This is a genomic window from Dyella psychrodurans, from assembly GCF_003363265.1.
GTDB classification, from domain to species: domain Bacteria; phylum Pseudomonadota; class Gammaproteobacteria; order Xanthomonadales; family Rhodanobacteraceae; genus Dyella_B; species Dyella_B psychrodurans.
The window spans coordinates 1-20,386 of record NZ_QRBF01000001.1 but is presented as its reverse complement, the minus strand read 5'-3'; the positions used below and the strand labels follow the sequence as shown (position 1 = coordinate 20,386).

Below are 20,386 nucleotides of genomic sequence, written 5' to 3'. Positions count from 1 at the left end.
CGATGACGGGGCAATCGCAGATCGCTTGCCCGGTCGGTCCAAGGAACGCGCATGACCCTGCCCGCAATGCCGCCCCAGGCAGACTGGATCGCACAACGCAGCGAACTTGAACACTGGCTGTCCGAGCTTCCATCCGGCGCCGTGCTCGGCTTGGATACGGAGTTCATGCGCCGCAACACTTTCTACCCCCAGCTGGCGTTATTGCAGTTGGGATGGAACGATCGTTACGCCCTGGTCGATCCGCTTGCCTTCGATATCGCCGAAGCGTTGCAGCCGCTGAATGGCTCCAACGTCGTCACCGTAATGCATAGCGCGAGTGAAGATCTTGAAACACTTGCGCCATGGCTGCCCAAAGGTCCCGGTGTGCTGTTCGACACGCAAATCGCCGCAGCGTTCGGTGGCATGGGACTGGGCATCAGCTACCGCGCCCTGGTCGCAGAGCTGGTCGGCGCCGAACTCGACAAGGGCGAAACACGTTCGGACTGGATGCAACGCCCGCTCACCGCATCGCAACGCGCATACGCGACGCTCGACGTGGTGTACCTCGACACCATCCATCGACAACTCGGAGAACGCCTCGCGCAACGCGATCGCACAGCGTGGCACGCGGAAGATTGCGAGCGGCTCAAGCGCAAGAGCTGTCCCCGCGAAGGCGATCCGCAACCGCAACTCGCCTTGCGCGCCGCGGCCGAATGGCCACGCGAACAGCAGGCCCTGCTGCGCCGGATCCTGCTATGGCGCGACACCACCGCACGTCGACTCGACCGGCCACGCCCGTGGCTGGTCGAGGACACACTCGCACTCAGCTTCGCCCAGCAGCGTCCGACGGATCTGGAGGATCTCGAACAGCGCAGCAGCGGCCAGCGCGCCCTGCGCCACTCGCAGCGCGAAGAGCTCTTCGAACTGCTGGCCGCCTCCGTCTTGGATGACGAAATGGACGCCACCGAATCGATCCCACCCTACCCGCAAGGCAAAGCCAAACAGGCATTGGCCGCCATGAAAGAGTGTGTAGACAGCACGGCCGCCGAGCTGGACCTTCCTCCTGGGCTGCTTTGCTCGCGCAAGGTACTGGAGGAATACGTCGTCACGGCCCGCTGGCCGGAGGCGCTCGAAGGATGGCGCCGGGACGTGCTGCACGATCGCCTGACAAGCCTGCTGCCGCACTGAGGGGTTGGCTGCCCCGGGGGCTGCTGCTACCATGAGCAGCTCGCGTGGGGCGGTAGCTCAGCTGGGAGAGCGTCGCGTTCGCAATGCGAAGGTCGGGAGTTCGATCCTCCTCCGCTCCACCAATCCCATTCGATCCGAAAGCCCTGGGCATCGCCCGGGGCTTTTTCGTATACGCCGGCCCGGCCTTTGGCAGTCGCACATCCTGCGATGCGAATCGGGCAAACTTGTTCACATTACCGTAGTGGATGGTCCATGAGCCCCAGCCAGCGTCATCACTCGTGAGCACACCGGACATCGCGCCCAGTCTCATCCCCATCGAACCCGGCCTGATGGTGATTCACGGCAATCGCCAGGAAGACCTGCGCGACCTGCTGGCGGCCTGGCTGCAACGTGCGCCGCTGCAGCCGCTGGAAAACGAAGTGATGCTGGTGCAGAGCAACGGCATCGCGCAATGGCTGAAGCTGGCGCTTGCGCGACCCATCGAAGCCGGCGGATTGGGCATCAGTGCCGCGGTGGACATGCAACTGCCGGGTCGTTTTCTGTGGCAGGCCTATCGTGCAGCGTTGGGCGAAGCGGCGGTGCCGGCAACCTCGCCCTTCGACAAGTCGCGTCTGGTTTGGCGCCTGTTGCGCCTGCTGCCGCAGCACATCGACGAACCGGGGTTCGCACCACTGCGCGCCTTGCTAGGTCAGGCCAACGATTGGCGCGGTGCCTACCGACTTGCCATGCAGGTTGCCGATCTGTTCGATCAATACCAGGTCTTTCGTGCCGATTGGCTGCAGGACTGGGAGCATCGCAACGACGTGCTGCGCGACAACCTGCGCAACCGCGTGGTGGAACTGCCACCTGCGCAGCGCTGGCAGCCACGGTTGTGGCGACTCTTGCTTGACGACGTCCCGCAGGCGCAACGCGACAGCCATCGCGCCGCTGTGCACCAGCACTTCATGCAGCGCATGCAGGCTTCAGACATGCCGGCGAACGCGTTGCCACGGCGCATTGTCGTATTCGGCATCACGTCGCTGCCGCAACAGGTGCTGGAAGCGCTCACTGCGCTGGCACGCTTCAGCCAGGTACTGCTGCTGGTCACCAATCCCTGCAGGCACTACTGGGCCGACATCATCGAAGACCGCGAACTGCTGATGGCCGAACAGCGCCGCCACGCAAGCAAGCCCGGCACTGCGCAGGAGCCTCGTTACGAAGACCTGCACCTGCACGCCAATCCGCTGCTGGCAGCCTGGGGCAAGCAGGGGCGCGACTTCATCCGCCAGCTCGACGCCTTCGACCAGCCTGCCCGTTATCGGCACCAGTTCGCATCGATCAAGCGCAGCATCGATGTGTTCCAGAACATCGGCAACGATTCCCTCCTGCATCAGGTGCAGCAGGCCGTGCTCGATCTGGAAGCGGTTCCAGTCGAAGCAGCGCAGCGCAAAGCCTTGCCAGCCGACGATCGTTCGTTGCGCTTCCACATCGCGCACAGTCCCCAGCGCGAAGTGGAAATTCTGCATGATCGGCTGCTCGATCTCTTCGAGCGTGCCACACGCGAAGGCCGTCCATTGGCGCCGCGCGATGTGATGGTCATGGTGCCGGATATCCGCACTTACGCGCCGCACATACAGGCCGTATTCGGTCGCATCGCGCCCGATGATCCGCGCTACCTTCCCTACAGCGTGGCCGATCAGCCAGGTCGCGGCACATCGCCGCTGCTCGTCGCATTGGAGCATCTGCTGACGCTGGCAGAGTCGCGATTCACCGCAAGCGACGTCCTCGATCTGCTCGACGTCCCGTCGCTGCGTCGCCGCTTCGGCATCGCCGAAGACGATCTGCCAGTCCTCAGGCGCTGGATTACCGAATCCGGCATCCGCTGGGGCTTGGATGGCGAGCAAAAGCAAGCACTGGGATTGCCGCCCGACGAACAGAACAGCTGGCTGTTCGGCCAGCGACGCATGCTGCTGGGCTATGCGACAGGCGACGGCCCGTCGCTCAACGGCATTGCCCCCTATGCGGAAGTCGGCGGCCTGGATGCGGCGTTGCTTGGCCCGCTCAGTCAGTTGCTGGATACGTTGAATCATTACTGGCGACTGTTTGCGACATCCGCGACACCGATCCAATGGAGCGAACGGTTGCGCCGCCTTTTGCGCGATTGCTTCGACACACGCGGCGACGATGCCGACACCCTGCGCATCGATCGCCTGGAAGACGCCCTCGATACCTGGCTCGACGCCTGCCACGAAGCCAGCTTCACCCACGCCATTCCGATGTCCGTCGTAAGCGAAGACTGGCTGCAATCCATCGATCAGAACCATCTCTCGCAACGCTTCATGGGCGGTGCCGTGAATTTCGGCACCCTGCTGCCGATGCGCGCGATTCCCTTCCGCGTGGTATGTCTGCTCGGCATGAACGACGGCGACTATCCGCGCCGCATGTCTCCCTCCGATTTCGATCTGATGGCGCGCGCCGGCCAGCATCGCCCCGGCGACCGTTCGCGGCGCGAAGACGATCGCTACATGTTCCTGGAAGCACTGCTATCGGCGCGCGATGCCCTGCACATCAGCTGGGTGGGCCATAGCGTCCGCGACAACAGCGAATTGCCGCCGTCGGTGCTCGTGGGCCAGCTGCGCGATTACCTCGCGAACGGTTGGCGCTTGCCCGACGACCGCGCCGACGATGCGGATGCACGCAAACGCCTGCTGGCTTCCGTCACGACCGTCCACCCCCTTCAGCCGTTCAGCGCGCGCTATTTCACCGACGATCCGTCGTCGCAGTTGTTTACGTATGCATCGGAATGGGCACGTGCACGCCGAACCGCGCCTGCCGCCGAAGCCCTGCAATTAGCCTCGTGGCAAGCACCGTCCACACTGGATATCGGCACGCTGCAACGCTTTCTCGCCAGACCCGCCGCCTGCTTCTACAGCGAGCGTTTGAAAGTGCGTTTTGGCGAAACCGGTCTCGCCCCGGATGACGACGAACCCTTTGCACTGGACAAGCTGGAAAACTACGTAGCCACCGACGCACTGCTGCAAAGCGCGCTGATGACGGAGGATCGCGGCACCGGATCCGTGCTTGCCGCCGCGCAGCGCCTGCGACAACAAGGTTCGCTGCCTTCCGGTGGATTCGGCGCGCTGGCCATGAACGGTCTCAGCAACGACGTCAATCGCATCCTGCAACGATGGCAGGCTTTCCATGCGCATTGGCCAAAGCAGCAACCCGCGCTGGAACTCCGCCATGCGCATCGCGATGTGACGGTGGAAGGCTGGCTGGACGATCTGCGCACCGGGGACGACGGAACTCTCGCGCGCTTGCTGCCGATGGCAGGCAATGCCCGCGATAGTAAAAACATTCGTTACGACAAGCTGCTTTACCCCTGGGTGCTGCAGCTTTTGGCAAACGCCAACGATAAGCGCGTATCCACTTATTTTCTCGCGCCGGATGCCACCGTAGCATTGCACCCCCTCGAACGCGACGAAGCCGCCACGCTGCTGAATGCCTTGCTCGACGCCTGGCAGCAAGGCATGCAGGCGCCCTTGCCCATCGCCCGCCGTACGGCCTATGCATGGCTGATCGCGGCACGCGACGAGAAAACTCCCTTCGATGCCGCGGAGAAATGCTACGAAGGCAGCGACGCAACCGGTGCACCGAATGGCGAAATGAGCCGCGATCCCTGCCTCGCCCGCACCTGGCGAAGTTTTGCCGCGCTGCATGCCGATGGCTTCGAACACTGGCTGCCGCTTTACCGCCCGTTGCTCGACGCGGCCGTGCTGGAAGGTGGTGCATGAGCGACATGACACCACTCGATCCCTTGCACCTGCCACTGCATGGCATTCGCCTGATCGAGGCCAGCGCCGGCACCGGCAAGACCTGGACGCTGGCCGCGCTCTATCTGCGACTGGTACTCGGTCACGGCGGCCAGCCACCGCAGCTGCCTGCGCAGATTCTTGTCGTCACGTTCACCCGCGCCGCCACCGCTGAATTGCGCGAACGCATACGCGAACGGCTTGCCGGCGCGGCCGCGGCGTTTCGAGGTCAGCAAGATGCGGACGACTATCTGAAACAGCTTATCGACCAATACCCCAACGCGGACGAACGCGCAATCGCTGCGCGACAACTGGATCTCGCCGCGCAATGGATGGACGAAGCGGCCATCTACACCATTCACGGCTGGAGCCAGCGCATGCTGGCGCAGCATGCATTCGAAGGCAGCGACTCGGTCGATGAGATCGCCGACGAGAACGCGCGCCTGGCCGAAGCCGTGCGCGACTACTGGCGCAGCTTCTACGCACCGCTCGATGAAGCCGACGCGGCTTGCGTCGCCACACAATGGCGGAGTCCCGAGGCGCTGCAGAACGCCGTCCGCCCGCTGTTGCGGCAATCCGTATCCCACATACGCATGCAGGGCCACCCCCTGCCCGTGGTCGAAGACTTGGCCGATGCCTTGCGCAGCCATCAGGCACCGCGCCGGCTGGCAGAAAAAGCCGCGCGCGCATCATGGTCGACGGATGTGGATGCCATCGAAACCCTGCTTCGTCACGCGGTGCAAGCCAAGGTCTTGAAGAACAACATCTTCAAGCCGGAAACCGTGGCAAACGAACTCCCCCAGTTGCAAGCGTGGGCAGAGGGTGCGGATGCGGACAAGGATGTGCTCAAGCGCTACACGCAAACGAAGCTCGATAGCGCGGTCAGCAAAGGCAACAATCCCCCTGCGCATGCTGCTTTCGAAGATATCCAAATTCTGATCGACGCATGGGACGCCGAACCGCCGCTCGTCCCCACGTTGCTGGCGCACGCATTACCATGGATCGCGGAACGCGTCGAGCACATCCGCGAACGCCAGGCCAAGCCCGGGTTCGACGATCTGCTGCGCCAGCTCGACAGCGCATTGCACAGCGAACACGGCGCACAACTCGCGGACACCATCGCAGCGCAGTATCCCGTCGCCCTGATCGACGAATTCCAGGATACCGATCCACTGCAATGGCGCATCTTCCAGCGCATCTACGCCGACCGCGCAAATACCAGCCTGTTGCTGATCGGCGATCCGAAACAAGCCATCTACGGCTTCCGCGGCGCGGACATCCACACCTATCTCGCGGCGCGCGACCAGGCCTTGTCGCCGTCCTGGACGCTGACGACCAACTATCGCTCGACATCGCCGCTGGTCGATGCCGTCAATCGAATCTTCCGGCACGCCGACCGTTGGCCGCTCGGCGCATTCGCGTTCGGCCATGGCGCACACGGACTCTCCTTCACGCCCATCGTCGCCGCGGGTTCAAAGCGCACGCTGATCTACGACGGACAGCCGCTGGCGGCTGTTCACATGGAGGTTTTCCCTGGCGACAAGCCGATGGGCACGGGCGCGTACATGGAAGCGGCCAGCATTCACGCCGCGGCGCGCATCGTCGATCTGCTTGATGCCGCGCAAAACGGGCGTTGCTTTTTTGTCGATGCGCACGGTACGCAAACACCGCTGCGACCGCGCGATATCGCCATACTGGTGCGAAGAAGGCAGGAAGCCGCATGCATGCGCAACGCGCTCAGGCAGCGTGGCGTAGCCAGCGTCTATCTGTCTGAAAGCGATTCGGTCTACGAATCCGAAGAAGCACCCGACGTGCTTATGTGGCTGCAGGCCTGTGCCATGCCTAGCTCGGATCGCGCCATGCGCGCCGCATTGGCCAGCACGACCATGGACCGCAGCCTGGCCGAACTCGATCGACTCAATCACGATGAAGCCTACTGGGAATGGTGCGGCGACCAGTTCCGCAAGTTGCAGATCACATGGCAGCGTCACGGCGTACTCGCCATGTTGCAGAACCTGCTTCACACCTTCGACCTGCCCGCTCGCCTGCTGAACAAGCCTCACGGCGAACGCGTGCTGACCAACCTTCAGCATCTCGCGGAGCTGCTGCAACATGCCGCCGCCAACCTCGACGGCGAATACGCGCTGATCCGCTACCTGGCCTCGCAGATTGCGCGCGCCAACGAACGCGATGCGGACACGGCCGAAGAGCAAGTCGTTCGCCTGGAAAGCGAAGCCGACCTGGTCAAGGTCATCACCATCCACAAATCGAAAGGACTGCAGTATCCGGTCGTCATGCTGCCCTTTCTCAGCCGCTTTCAGGATGCGCCGAAAGACAGCCTCCAACCCTGGCATGACGACCAGGGCCGGACGTGGGTGGATCTGTTGCCCGACGAGGCCACCCGGCTTCGCATGGAGCGCGAACGCCTGCAGGAAGATCTACGCCTGCTCTACGTCGCACTGACCCGCGCGGAACATGCCTGTTGGCTAGGCGTGGCCTGCGTCAGCGTCGGCCATGGCCGCGCATCGATGCTTCACCGTTCGGCGCTGGGTTATGTGCTTTCCGGTGGCGATCCCATCGAGCCGGGCGATCTCATGCCGCGCATCGAGGCACTTCGCGGCGACTCGGGCGATATCGAGGTTCACGTTGCAGAAGACGGCGCGGGCCTGCGGGTCTACCGCCCGTTGCGTCACGCAGAGCACGAACGCCAGGCACGCATTTATCCGCTGCGTCCGCCGGAACCTTGGTGGATCGCAAGCTATAGCGCGCTCACGCACGGCGACGGCGAACCGGCGCGGCAAATGGCCCCCGAAACCGCCAACCAGGACGTGCTGGCGGAAGCAGCGCGCGAGACCGCCGAGTGGACGGCGACCGACGGCAACTACGGCATGCACGCGTTTCCACGTGGCGCCGAGCCCGGTACGTTCCTGCACGATCTGCTGGAATGGGTCGCGGAAACGGGTTTCGCTTCGGTTGCAAAAGACACCTCGGCGCTTGAACAACAGATCGCACGCCGTTGCCAGCGGCGAGGCTGGCAGGTGTGGATAGGCCCGCTGATGCAATGGCTGCCCGCGCTGCTGAAAACACCGCTCGCGTTGCCCGATGGCGATGCCCTTGCGCTTTCCAGTCTCGACGATCGCCGACGCTATCAGGCCGAACTGGAATTCTGGTTCGAGGCGCACCACGTCGACACCCGCCGTCTTGATGAACTGGTCAGCCGCCACACGCTGGATGGCGCACCGCGCGTCTCGCTGCCGCCCAATCACATCCATGGCGTGCTCAAGGGTTTTATCGACCTTATCGTCGAACATGACGATCGCTATTACGTGATCGACTACAAGTCCAACTGGCTCGGCGATGCGACGAGCGCGTATACCTCCGCCGCGATGCGCGAAGCGACGCTGCAGTCCCGTTACGACCTGCAGTACGCCATCTACACGCTCGCGTTGCATCGCCAGCTTCGCGCGCGGCTCCCCGACTACGATTACGAGCGCCACGTCGGCGGCGTGCTCTATCTCTATCTTCGCGGCATCGACGACCACGATCACGGCGTGCATGCGGAACGGCTGCCTTATGTCTTGATCGACGCGATGGATCGCTTGTTCGCACAGGGAGCGCATGCCGATGTCGCGTGAAACCCTGCCCACGGTGCTGACCGACGACGACGCACGACGCGTGCTGCGTCCGCTCGATATGGCGTTTGCGCGTTTTATCGGCGAATGCGATCCGAACGCCGAACCATGCCTGTTATTGTTGGCCGCACTGGCGAGCCGGCAACTCGGCGACGGTCATCCCTGCCTGGATTTGCAAGCCGCTTCAGGGCTGGCGCAGGAACAAAACTGGCCCGCGTCCTGGGCTGAGATGCTGGCTGCCGCACCATCGCTGCAATCTTCCCTGCTGGCACGCTCCGATGGCATGCCCGCCGAGGCGCCGCTGGTGCTCGATCGACATCGCGTCTATCTCCGCCGCTACTGGGAGTACGAATGCCGTGTCGCGCACGGAATCATGCTACGGCTCAATCATGAAGCTCCGTCATCTGAAACATTGCACGACGAACTTGAACGCCTGTTTCCGAATGCAGGAAGCGCGTCGCTCGACTGGCCACTCATGGCATGTGCACTGGCCGCTCGCGGCGGCTTCAGCCTGATCACCGGCGGCCCCGGCACCGGCAAGACCACCACCGTGGTGCGCCTGCTGGGGTTGCTGCAAACTCTTCAGTTGCGCGAACAGGATGTGCCGTTACGTATTCGCCTGGCAGCACCGACCGGCAAGGCAGCCGCGCGACTCAATGCCTCCATCACGAAGCAAATCGCTCGCCTGGATGTAGACGAGCGCGTTCGCGCCGCGATTCCGCGCGAAGTGGAAACACTCCATCGCCTGCTTGGGGCTCGCCCCGAAAGTCGCCGCTACGCACACGACAACCGCCACCCACTGCACGTGGACGTTCTGATGATCGACGAAGCGTCGATGATCGATCTGGAGATGATGGCTGCCGTGCTGGATGCGCTGCCGCCTCATGCACGCCTGATCCTGCTCGGCGACAAGGACCAGCTTTCGTCGGTCGAAGCCGGCGCCGTGCTGGGCGATCTCGGCCGGCGCGCTGAGCAGGGTCATTACAGCGCCGCCACGGCAGCCTGGTTACGGACGGTGAGCGGAGAAAACGTCGATGCGTTCGTAAGCACGGATGCCCTCGCGCTCGATCAGCACATTGCCATGCTGCGCAGCAGCCATCGCTTCGGTGCCGCCAGCGGCATTGGACGGCTGGCCGCTGCGGTCAACACCGGCGATGCCGCGACCGTGCGCGATCTGTTGGATGCACGATCCAGCGATATCGCCTGGATCTCCTCCGGCGCAACCCAGTCTCCCATTCCGTCCATGGCATTGGACGGCGACGCCGAGCGCTTCCACTTGGATGCCTCGTTCGACGTACCACGCGGCTTCCGCTTCTATCTCGATCAACTGCGACAGCGTCGCCCTGCACCGAACGCCGATGGCACGACATTCCGTAGCTGGGCGCAACATGTGCTCGACGCTTTCAACCATTTCCAGGTGTTATGCGCCGTGCGCCAGGGCCCTGCAGGCACCGAACGGCTCAACCGGGACATCGCCACCGCCTTGCTTACTGCGGGGCTTATCGAATCCGATCGCGGATGGTACGAAGGCCGCCCCGTGATGATGACCCGCAACGACTACGGCCTCGACCTGATGAACGGCGACGTCGGCGTAACGCTGCGCATGCCGGGGCCCGATGGCGAACCCCGGCTCTATGTGGCCTTTCCGATGACACGCGGCACATCGGTCACTCACGTCGAGGACAACGACATCCACGTTCGTTGCGTGCTTCCATCCCGACTCGGGGACGTGGAAACGGTCTACGCGATGACCGTGCACAAATCGCAGGGTTCCGAATTCGAGCACGTCGCGCTGGTATTGCCCGATGAAAGCTCGGCGATACTCACGCGCGAATTGCTCTATACGGGCATCACGCGCGCGCGCCGATGGTTGAGCCTGTTTGCCAGGCAGGCAAGCGTTGAACAGGCGCTCGCGCAGCAGACACGCCGCTATTCCGGGTTGTCGGATCGATTGGCGTCGGGTTGACGAGACGGCGCGCACCCGTCCTTGTACGGGTCATCACCAGCAATGGCCGTTTGCGTTGGCGGCTCTGTCTGAGCGATCCGGAGTCTTGGCGCCAGTGCTGTCGAGCGTCATCACACCGCAGGAGTCGCCGATCTGGCTGTTGGCGGGCAGCGCCGCGACGGCATAGCCCTGCGCGTCGTTGCCCTCGACCGTCAATACCACCTCGTAGTTTGCGTGAGGCGACACAGCCGCCGTGGCATACCCGAATTTACTGAGATCGTCGGTATAGCGATTGTAGGTGGCATACCAGCGCTCTTCGCCGTGGGCAATGCTCATCAGCATGTGGCGCGCTTCCGTACGGCGTGCGCGAAAGACGTAGTGCCGGTAGGACGAAGCCGCAAGCGCAGACAACATCGCGATGATCGCCGTCACGATCACGACTTCCAGCAAAGTAAATCCTTTGGTGCGGTCCATCGCTTTTCTCTCAAGGGTCCTGACTCAAGATCGACCACGAGCGTCGCCGCCACGTGGGGCTGCCGAATGAAAGCGGCCATTTCAAACCGCTGTTACTGCTTTTCAACATCAAACCGGGCAGAAGCAGCTTGCCGCCACCCATCATGGTGGCGACGGGCAAGGTGCCAGCCGTTCGCGGTCGATCTATCAAACCGCCCACATAGGAAACGTTGCCCGAGGATGAAAGTGAATTTCCGGGCCCACCTGTCAGCGCGTCGACGGCCATGACGCTCCCTTTCAGACCGCTTGATGAATTGCTGCCGCCTTTGGGTATGAGCGTACTGACCAGCACCGAATTGGTATTGAACAATGCCGTGGGAGTTACGACGACGCGCTCCCCACTTGCCACATCGAGATCGAAATACCAGCCACCCGCTGCGGGTGCCACCGGATTGGAAGTAAGGCTGCGCAACGTGGCACCGGCATAGGAACTCGTTGGATCGGAAACTGTTGTTTCGGTCAGCGTTTGTGCCTGCAGGCTTTCGTGCGACACAGTTACGGGATTACCGCGGCTGTCCACGCGATCCTTGATGCCATAGACGGCCTGCACCGGCACGTCGCGGCTAACATCTCCCTCACCCAGATACTTGCCTGTACCAAACACCACCATGAAACGGTTTGTAACGGGATCGGGAAACAACCGCGGCATGACGTTGATGGGTTGCGCGCCCTGCACTTCCGGCCGATATGCCAGGGTCGCCTTCCAATTTGCCGGGTCTGGCGACGACAGGTCGAAACGCCACAGGTTGCCTGCAAGATCGCCGGCAAAAGCCACGTCGTCCACCTGATCATTGTCGTAATCGCCCAATACCGGCGAAGACAAACCGTAGCTGGCCACACCGGCTATATCGGTCGGCGTTTTGAGCTCGGCAATGACTTCGCCCGTTTGCGCATCCAACACAAACAGCACACTGAAATCAGCCGGCGCCGTTCGTGCCGCGGCTTCGCAGCGAACAGGCCTGTCGGGCTTGCTGCAATCGGGGAAATAGCCACCGGGCACCAGTACGGCCCATCGCCCATTCGCCAGGCGCGCGATGGCGGGCTGGCCGTAGGTGTATCCCAAATCCGTCGGGTTGTAGGTGTTTCCGTAGGGCGTCGTTCCTGGCCTGGCGTCGGCGTCGAACTCCCACAAGACAGTTCGCTGTGCAGCAACTTCGTTCGTCGAGACCGGATGGGTGACGTCAAGCGCGTACACGCCGCGCCCACCCAGGCGCAACCCGCCAACCAGAAGCGTGTGCCAGGCATGATCGCCATGCTCGGCGAAGAACACATCGCGCACGACAGGTGTAGCGTCCACGGTTGGCGCAAAAAGAAAAGCATCTGCACTCGTGAGATTCCCAAGATTGCCATAGACGCCGCGCGGCACAAACGCAAAGACCTCCTTGCCCGCGTTTGCTCCCGGATCGTAACGCGTGCAGTCACCCTGCTCGTCGTACATCGTGCAATGCGGGACAGGTGCGTAGAACGCGTGGAGCATGCCGTCGTTGGCGCCTACGTAAACGACAGGCTGCCTATCTGCATTCGACGTGACGAATTGATCGTAGCTTTGCGCATCCGGCTCCATTTCAGGCGACGCGACCGATATGCCTTGAATTTTCGTTGGCCACGCGTCGGAGTAATTTCCAGTGGGACGTCCCACATACACCGCCTGCGCATTAACGATGGCGCCAAGAAGACTCTTTCGCTCGCGCATCACACCAGTGGTCTCCTCGCCACGTTCGCCGCGAAGATACTCGACGCGCGTTTCAAGCGTGTCCCCCACATCGCGGGAGGCTGGTGTCATCAGCCCCTTCATCTCAACCGGATCGAAGTCGGACCACGGCTCGAACGACATGCCGATGGTGTCGCCGGTCGTACTGTCGGTGTGTAGAGTGAGCAGCGCTCGGCGAATCGGTGGCGTTACCGAGGGATTGGTCAGCAGCAAGCCGGCGTCCCATAACACCTGTGACAAAGCGCCATCGGCGTTCAGGACCACTGCACGCATTTGGCCGGACCAATCCGCTGGGTCGTAGCCACCCTCGAAAGCAAGTGCACCGGTGGCGAGTACGCCCGTATTGACGCCAAGAACCGTCCGCAGCGAATCGTCTTGAGATTGATCCAGCGGTAACGGACTGAGTTCCACGGTTCCCGGAAGCTGCGTCGCAGAAGTCCGGGCGCTGGATGTGGACGAAGCATTCATGCACATCACCGCCACGGCGCACGCGACACTCCATTTCGCCAGCTGTTCGAGCGAGATGCGTGACATGGTCATACGTGTGCACTCAGATGCCGGCCGGTGCATCGAACGTACTCTGCACGACACTGACGACATTCGGGTTTCCGCCCGTGCCGCGCGCCGTTATGCGATAGATGTGAACGCTGATCGTGGCCGCGCCATCGTTGTTGGGGCCGGTACTCCCCGATTCGTGAAGGCCGCCCGCACTTGGCGGCAGCTCCACGCCGAGATCCTCGATGAGATAAACGGGATTTCTGGCCAGCACGGCAGTCGGATGCGCAGCGTTACCCGTATAACCGCCCCGCGTTGCTCCGGTATAGGTCACGCCGATACCGGACAGCCAGCCTTGCGAAGACTGAAATCGTGTCACTGCGCCATTGGCCCGGTAAGGTGCGCTGGAAGGACGATAAATCACGCAGCCGTCGTCACTCGACACAGCGCCTTCCAGACAGTGAAGCGAAACACCGACCTGGTTGGCGATCGACCATATCTTGTACTCCGCCCCTCGCAACGCCGTCTCGGCACTGGTCTGAGCCTGCTGCGCATTGCGCAAGCTTCCCGCCATGCGTTCCTGAAGCAGCGAACGCTCGCATGCGCTGAGTGCCAACAGGGTGACAAGCATCAGAAAGATCAACGCCACGACCAACGCAAAGCCGCGCTGGCGGTCCGATCGCATGGAATGTACGTACGCTTTTGGTTCTTCTTTCATGTGGCGTCCTTGCCAGTGGCTAGCAAATAAATGGATGAAAATAGCGCGACTAACCTAGGGATTGAAATTGCGCACGGCAACGACCGTGCCGAATTCACGCCGGAGCATGGAGAGTGGAAAGCCCTGCTTCGACGGCGTTACTTTTCGAGTGGCAGCAGTCGGCGACTGTGGGGATTGAGCGCCTTTCGACGTATTGTCGGCTGCATAGGTGTACGCAAGTTCATCGGGTGTCAACGAATACAACGGTTGCTGGCCATCCATGAGCAGATTCACTTCAATCAGGCTGACGGATCGCCAAAGGCACCCACGATCGTCGCTACCTGGAATGGGCACCGGTACCGGCAGACAATCCGACTTCGCACCGTTGTCGACTTGCGCAGCGGTGTAATAGCGCACCCTGCCATCGCTTAGCCGCACGCCATATTTGAAATCGAGCCGTTCGATACCGCGGGCTATTTCCTCGGAAGATCCGCCGTGCCCTACGTTGACACGACGCACCAGCGCGCCTGTCTTGTGCCCTAAACCATCTCCGCTATCCACGACCTTCAAGTAATAAGTCACGGTCCGAAAATCGCGACTTAGGTCGAATAACCTGGGCGCCACTCCGTGTTCGTCCACGACAGGCTGGACAAAGTTGTTGCCGGTGGATGTCAGCTCCGCTGAGCCCTGCCCGGATACGGCAAAGATCTGACCGCCTGAGCAATCGGCAAGCAGTGCAACTTGCGACTTGAAGTCATCGATCGGTGGCTCGCCGGATGTTGGAGCGAGCCTGATGCCGAGCGTCCCGTCTACATTTTTGACGAGCTTGCTGCCCATTGCATCGCCGTCCGGCGCGATCGCCCATCCACCCTTCGGATTGAGATAGCGCACCGTTATCACCGATGTCCCTACGACCCGCTTGCCGACCGCCGTGCCCATGGCGGGAATGCCGATGCCGCTACTCGGATCGATGGGCGAACATCCAGTCGTCGTGCAGTCGTATCCGCGCATGGCGAGGAACGATGGCAGTGAATACGGGCCAGCTGGCGCAAACCCCAATGGTGTTGTCACATCGCTGAGTGCTCGCGTCAGGGCGCCTGGATCGCTGGCGTACACCGTAGGCACGCGCAAACCATCCGCAGGAAAGCCTGTACCGCTACTTGCATTGCCACCCGAGTTATTGCAATACAGCCCACCACTCATAGCCAGATCGCTTCTGATCTGGGCCACGACGAAACGCCCCTCTTCCTGAAGTCGTGCCAACTGCGCCTCGGTGCGAAAAATATGTGAGGCGGAGTTGAACAAAACGATCACACCTGCGCTCACCATCAGCCCGAGCAGCGTGGCAATCATCAACTCGATCAGCGAAAGGCCACGTTGATGTCGTGCCCATCGCGGGGCATTCACGGTTGAAACTCCCACGCAAAGGTCTGCGAAGCGCGATCGTTTTCAATCGAGCCCGCGGCGCCCACACCTGATTCGGTCCACGTCATGGTCATCGTGCAACTGCCGCCATATGCGGAGCGCAAGGCCGATGGATCGGCTCCCGGCACGGAAGCCGCGCCACCGTCGCGGCATGCGATGGTCGCCTGCGCTCCGGACGGCAACAAGGTTTGCAGCTGACTGCTCCAGACACCCTGATCGTGCCTGGCCAATTGACCGGGCGTGCAGCCAAGCTGGCAATCTTGCGTCGCGCCGTTGGGGAAGCTGCCGTTATAGCCTCCGCTCCACACGCCGACGGGGTTGGCCCGCATGCGATCGGCCATGCCCTGCGCCAGCAAGGTCACCTGCGTGCGCAGGTACGCCGCGTGATTGGATCGCGCCGACGTCACAAGCAAACCCGCAACACCGACCAAACCGGCGCTACAGACCAAAACGGCCACCAACACTTCAATCAGCGAGACACCGCGCTGACGTCGCAGGCACTGCATGAATCACGTTCCTTGTTGTTCCCCCAGACACTCTGGCCTGCGAACCACCCCGGCACCAGACGGCCATGGCCGGCCGCGAACACGGCGGAACACCGCCTGAGAAGTCAGCAAGTTCCCGTCCGGGCTATCCACCAAACCCGACCCCGCCCGACAGCTTGCAGGCCACCGGGCTGCCCCGTAGACTATGCGGCTCCGCCGGAATAGCTCAGTTGGTAGAGCGGCGCATTCGTAATGCGTAGGTCGTAGGTTCGATTCCTATTTCCGGCACCAGATAGTTGTCTAGGCAAGTCCAACGAAGGCTAGAAACTCCTCAGAAATGAGGTTTCTGGCCTTTTTTGTTGTCCACAGTTGTCCAATTTCGTCCATTGAAAGCTGCCGTCAAATGACGGCAGCTTTCCTGCTCCACCAATGCCGCCCCTGCGCGCCCTTAAAGCCAACTGGTCAAATCTTGACCAGGACCTCAAAAGTAAATACCGTTGCGCCACCGTGCCAGCGTAGTGGCGCGGGAAACAGTTGCGATGTCAACAGCCGTCTGGGACTCCCAGCCGGCCAACCAGATCGTAGCGAGGGTCTGATTGACTATGAGTCGGGCAACAATGTCCACGATTAGCTCCTTCAGCACTGAGTATAAGATCAGTTCGATTGATTCCGCGGCGTTGGTGTTTCTCACCATCGAGGGCTCCTTAGGAGTTCCAGAAGCTGAGGGAGCTAGCACGGGTCGCCGCCGCCCTCTCCCTCAGTTAACTCCATGACTAAAGATCCCCTACGGGTTCGGCACTATCTGCATCTGGATGAGCCGCCGCGACGCTCAGCCCTGAAAAAGTCCGTTTCAAATCCGGAAACTGTGGCGCAGTGGCAATTTCTGCCTCTTATCGCAGCCAAAGTCGTTACAAAGAAGGTCAAACAAACGCCACATGGGTTCGTGACCAAGCCAAAGGAGCGCCCTATTTGCTACGCCTCTCACAAGGACGCAGCACTTTATGCTTACTACGCCGAAAAACTCACGAAGCAATACGAGACTCTTCTAAATGCGCGAGGTCTCAATTCAGTCGTTACCGCATTTCGAAGCGCTGATGGGCGATGCAACATTCATTTTGCGCTGGAAGCATTCCAGTGGATTGACACCAACCGCCCATGCGTCGCCTTCGCTTACGATATCAGCGGATTCTTTGACTCCCTTGATCACCAATTGCTACGAGCCAAGTGGATGCAAGTGCTCGGCGTCACGTCTTTACCCAAAGATCATTACGCCATTTTCCGGTCACTGACCCGGCATACCCAGGTCGAGCGCGACGCACTCTATGAAATCTTTGGCATAAGCCGCCATGCGCCCCGAGCGTGTGGGCGCACTAGAATTTGTACGCCGCAGCAATTTAGAAAGATTGTCGTGGCCGGCGATCTTCTGATTCACAACGAAACATCCAAGGGTATTCCACAAGGCACACCTATCAGCGCAACCTTGTCTAACATCTACATGTTGGATTTCGATGAAAAACTAAATGCTCAGGTTGAGCAATGGGGTGGTTTCTATCGTCGCTACTGCGACGATGTGCTTTGCGTGATACCACCTAAGTTTGCCGATGAGGCGAAAGCATTCATCGAATCACTCATCGCCGACATGAAACTGGAGGTCCAGCAAGAAAAGCTGGAAGTGCGGTCTTTTGGGCCGTGCTCTCTTGCAATCCGTCCCCCGCTTCAGTATCTCGGACTTATCTACGATGGCGTTCGGATACTTCTGCGCGCCGGTAGCGTGGCACGTTTTTACAGCCGATTGCGGCGAGGCGTGCGCATGGCAGACTTAGCACGAAAAAAAGTTGCCAGGGAACTCGGAGTACCCGAAGGCCAAGTGCCCATTAAGCGTGGGAGGTTGAACCGGTCATATCTCTATTCCGGGCACAAGAACTTCGTCAGTTACGCTTACAGAGCATCTAGAGTGACGCAAAGCGATGCCATTCGGGGTCAAGTTGCACGGCGCCAAGCTGCCATTGATCGGGCGATCAAGAAAAAGGAGTGACCTTAGCGCGCGCAAATTTGTTGAAATAGGTTGATATTCTAACCAAGTATTTCTGCAAAAGCTCGGAACTGACTTTCCAGATCGAGCATGGCTGAGTCCGACATGGTCATGGGCCTGCTTTCCTTTACGTTCCCCCCAATCAGCTCGACCATGCTCTTTGCGAACGCCAGTTCATCAGCAAAAAATTCGCGTGCGTTGGCAAGCGATCTACGATTGGCGACGAAACGAGCCACGTTGGCAATCGATGACCAATTGGTGGCGCGCAGTCGATCAAACAGAACATCAGGCGTGATGCCTGAAAAGACCGACTTCCTAAACGCATCATGCGCGTCTGCCGTCCCGGAAATTACCCGGTCCAAAACTACCTGCCCTTCGGCCGACTCCAACCTAGCCTCAACCGCGTTTGCGATAGCGCGGATCACTTCTAACACTGAGCTCTCGTCTTCATCTCGATTTTCCGGATAAATATGCAGCGTGGCGTCATTAATCTTCGACCCGTCAAAATTAGCGATTGCCGACAGGAAAAACTCAGCGCACCCCTTAGTGGTAAACCGGGTTAAGTTCCCGGTCGATAATCCGTAAAGCATCTCCCACGACAACCACATATCCATAATTGTCGTAAAATGCATGTTCTTGATGTCGCATTCCAATTCTTTGACAGCCTCTGCGAACTCCTCCTCTGTCATCTGATCACGCCGTTGAAGGCGAATCAGCGCACGTCGATCCTCATGCTCGACACCGAACACCTGAAAGTCATTCAAGATGGCTATGGCATCCAACGTCTCCCCCGTCACCAAGGCGGCAAACGCCTCAGAACGTGGCCATTTCAGGCTATCGTTGGTGAATCCAAAAGAGTTGATAAGCGGGATCAGTGGGTCCAGGTATGCGTCATCCTTATCGGCCGCTACCAGGCTGCCCGACTTCTTTCTGGAAATATCCCGGACGCCAAGGACCATTCCGACGTGGTCGATCTTGAAACATCGCGCGACCAGTGCGTCGTTCTCAGCACTTTCGGATGTCGCCATAACGTGGAAGGTTATCGCGTTGAACAACTGATTGAGCTTCGGCTGACCGTCCTTTGGCCACTCGGAGTTGCGGAGAATCAGATCCATCTCAAAGATGATTCCGCGAATGGTCCGAAGATTAGTTACCCCTTTTTGACGCAGCAGGGATATGGCATCTACCTGATAATCCCGAAGTACGTCTCTAGACTTGCTGACGATCTCGCCAACGTTATTGACAGTGTCGCTGTAGAACTTTCCGATGTCTTGGGTGACTTTGACCGTTCTACCGACGATCTTTTCCTTTACCTTGGCATAGTTCTGTCCGGCCTTCTCCTCATTTGCGATTAGGACGACATGCAATTTCGTGTCATCGACGAGCGAAACGATGAAGCCAAAGAGCACATCAAATTCGCCAGCGAATCGCTCAAGATCATCGATACAGATAACCGTTCGCCCCGTTTTAAGTTCCGCCTTTAATTTGATGTCCTCTGGGTCAATCTTGGCCCAGCGCAATGCCATCTTGCCGATCACTCCGGAAGTCTCTCGCAAGATGCCTGGTGCTCGTTGAATAGACACCATAAACAACGCCCGTTCGAGTTCTTCGAGCGTGGACAGCCCCGCAGCGGAAATGGTCATAGCGACCCGATTCAAACCGGGTAACTTCTCCCGTACAAAGGTGTTCCAGAAGTAGGATTTCCCGACACCCCACGGCCCAGTCAAAAGGAGGGCATACATCGGTGGTGGCCGCCTCAGATACTCGACCAGCGGTAACCCTTCACTGTCAGGCGGAAGATTTGTCATCACCACACTCCTTAGTTGCCATTTCGATCTAATTTGGAGCTACGTCGAACAAATCATCAACCACCGGCATTTCCGAAGCCAGCAAAAAAGGCCCCAAAAGGGCCGGAGGTAGTTAACAGGCTCCAAAAAGCAGATGGAAGGCTCCTTGAACATCGTCAGCAGGCTGTCCCATGAATCGAACGTGTTTTGTCGATAAGACCTCGGTGCTATTTATCGGGTCTTTGCCGTCATTGGGCTCAAGTCACGACAGCCCCTAGCCCACCCCCAAGACCTTTCGCATATGCCGCGTAGGCATTCGCCAACGCACCAAATCACTCGACCCCGACAGATGGCAGAACGCACTTCATGCGATGGTGCGTTAGTCGGGCGTGCCCATCCTCTTCGATGAAAGCGACACGCCCGACATGATGTGAAGTAGCGCGGATCGCCCGAGTTGACGCTCAGACGATCCGCTGGCCACCACCAACTAAGAGAGAGTTGATCATGGTTACGTTCGATCATAAGGCACCCGCACGCCCTCGTGCCCCCGCAGCGGTGCATTTCTTCTACTTCACCGCCGCGCTGACGGCGCGACGTCGAGCCACAGTGGGCAGTCGTCAAAACGGAAGCAGCTGATTCCGACAAAACGAGCAGGATTTTTCCTGCAGCCCTTCACGCCGCGCGCAATACGCGGCGTGACCCTAAG

At 60.3% G+C, this 20,386-nt stretch carries 11 protein-coding genes and 2 tRNA genes; 7 read left to right on the top strand and 6 right to left on the bottom strand.

Annotated features, from left to right (window positions below):
* Positions 1 to 51: 51 nt before the first annotated feature.
* From DWU99_RS00070 to recD, 5 genes are all read left to right on the top strand, one after another.
* Complete coding sequence (locus DWU99_RS00070; protein WP_115475965.1) at positions 52 to 1,167, top strand: ribonuclease D; 1,116 nt, start codon at positions 52 to 54, stop codon at positions 1,165 to 1,167.
* Between the two features lie 46 nt (positions 1,168 to 1,213).
* Positions 1,214 to 1,289: transfer RNA gene (locus DWU99_RS00065), tRNA-Ala, on the top strand.
* A 156-nt stretch (positions 1,290 to 1,445) separates the two neighbouring features.
* Positions 1,446 to 4,940, top strand: a complete 3,495-nt coding sequence (recC, locus tag DWU99_RS00060) for an exodeoxyribonuclease V subunit gamma (protein ID WP_233510792.1) — start codon at positions 1,446 to 1,448, stop codon at positions 4,938 to 4,940.
* Entirely contained in the window at positions 4,937 to 8,593 is a 3,657-nt protein-coding gene (recB, locus tag DWU99_RS00055) for an exodeoxyribonuclease V subunit beta (protein ID WP_115475963.1), read from the top strand. Before recC ends, recB begins: the two co-directional genes overlap by 4 nt.
* On the top strand, positions 8,583 to 10,556 hold the full coding sequence (gene recD / locus DWU99_RS00050; RefSeq protein ID WP_115475962.1) for an exodeoxyribonuclease V subunit alpha: 1,974 nt from the start codon (positions 8,583 to 8,585) through the stop codon (positions 10,554 to 10,556). Before recB ends, recD begins: the two co-directional genes overlap by 11 nt.
* A gap of 33 nt (positions 10,557 to 10,589) precedes the next feature.
* Here the strand turns inward: recD and DWU99_RS00045 are convergent, their stop codons facing one another.
* From DWU99_RS00045 to pilV, 5 genes are read right to left on the bottom strand one after another with little or no spacing between them, the layout of a single operon-like run.
* Positions 10,590 to 11,009, bottom strand: a complete 420-nt coding sequence (locus tag DWU99_RS00045; protein ID WP_115477117.1) for a type IV pilin protein — start codon at positions 11,007 to 11,009, stop codon at positions 10,590 to 10,592.
* A gap of 10 nt (positions 11,010 to 11,019) precedes the next feature.
* Positions 11,020 to 13,299 carry a pilus assembly protein gene (locus DWU99_RS00040; RefSeq protein ID WP_233510790.1) on the bottom strand — a complete coding sequence of 760 codons (2,280 nt, stop codon included), beginning with the start codon at positions 13,297 to 13,299 and terminating at the stop codon, positions 11,020 to 11,022.
* Positions 13,300 to 13,309: 10 nt separating this feature from the next.
* Positions 13,310 to 13,972, bottom strand: coding sequence for a pilus assembly PilX family protein (locus DWU99_RS00035; protein WP_115475960.1), 663 nt, complete (start codon positions 13,970 to 13,972; stop codon positions 13,310 to 13,312).
* A gap of 54 nt (positions 13,973 to 14,026) precedes the next feature.
* Positions 14,027 to 15,358, bottom strand: a complete 1,332-nt coding sequence (locus tag DWU99_RS00030; RefSeq protein WP_158543185.1) for a PilW family protein — start codon at positions 15,356 to 15,358, stop codon at positions 14,027 to 14,029.
* A complete protein-coding gene (gene pilV / locus DWU99_RS00025; protein ID WP_115475958.1) occupies positions 15,355 to 15,882 on the bottom strand; it encodes a type IV pilus modification protein PilV in 528 nt (175 codons plus the stop codon). The genes DWU99_RS00030 and pilV overlap by 4 nt, the downstream gene beginning before the upstream one ends.
* Before the next feature lie 194 nt (positions 15,883 to 16,076).
* On the opposite strand from pilV, the gene DWU99_RS00020 reads away from it, so the two are divergent.
* Positions 16,077 to 16,152, top strand: a tRNA-Thr gene (locus DWU99_RS00020).
* A 478-nt stretch (positions 16,153 to 16,630) separates the two neighbouring features.
* Entirely contained in the window at positions 16,631 to 17,896 is a 1,266-nt protein-coding gene (drt2, locus tag DWU99_RS00010) for an antiviral reverse transcriptase Drt2 (RefSeq protein ID WP_115475956.1), read from the top strand.
* A 38-nt stretch (positions 17,897 to 17,934) separates the two neighbouring features.
* On the opposite strand, the gene DWU99_RS00005 is transcribed toward drt2, so the two are convergent.
* Positions 17,935 to 19,701: a P-loop NTPase fold protein gene (locus DWU99_RS00005; RefSeq protein WP_115475955.1), complete on the bottom strand. Its 1,767-nt coding sequence runs from the start codon at positions 19,699 to 19,701 to the stop codon at positions 17,935 to 17,937.
* Positions 19,702 to 20,386 lie beyond the last annotated feature (685 nt).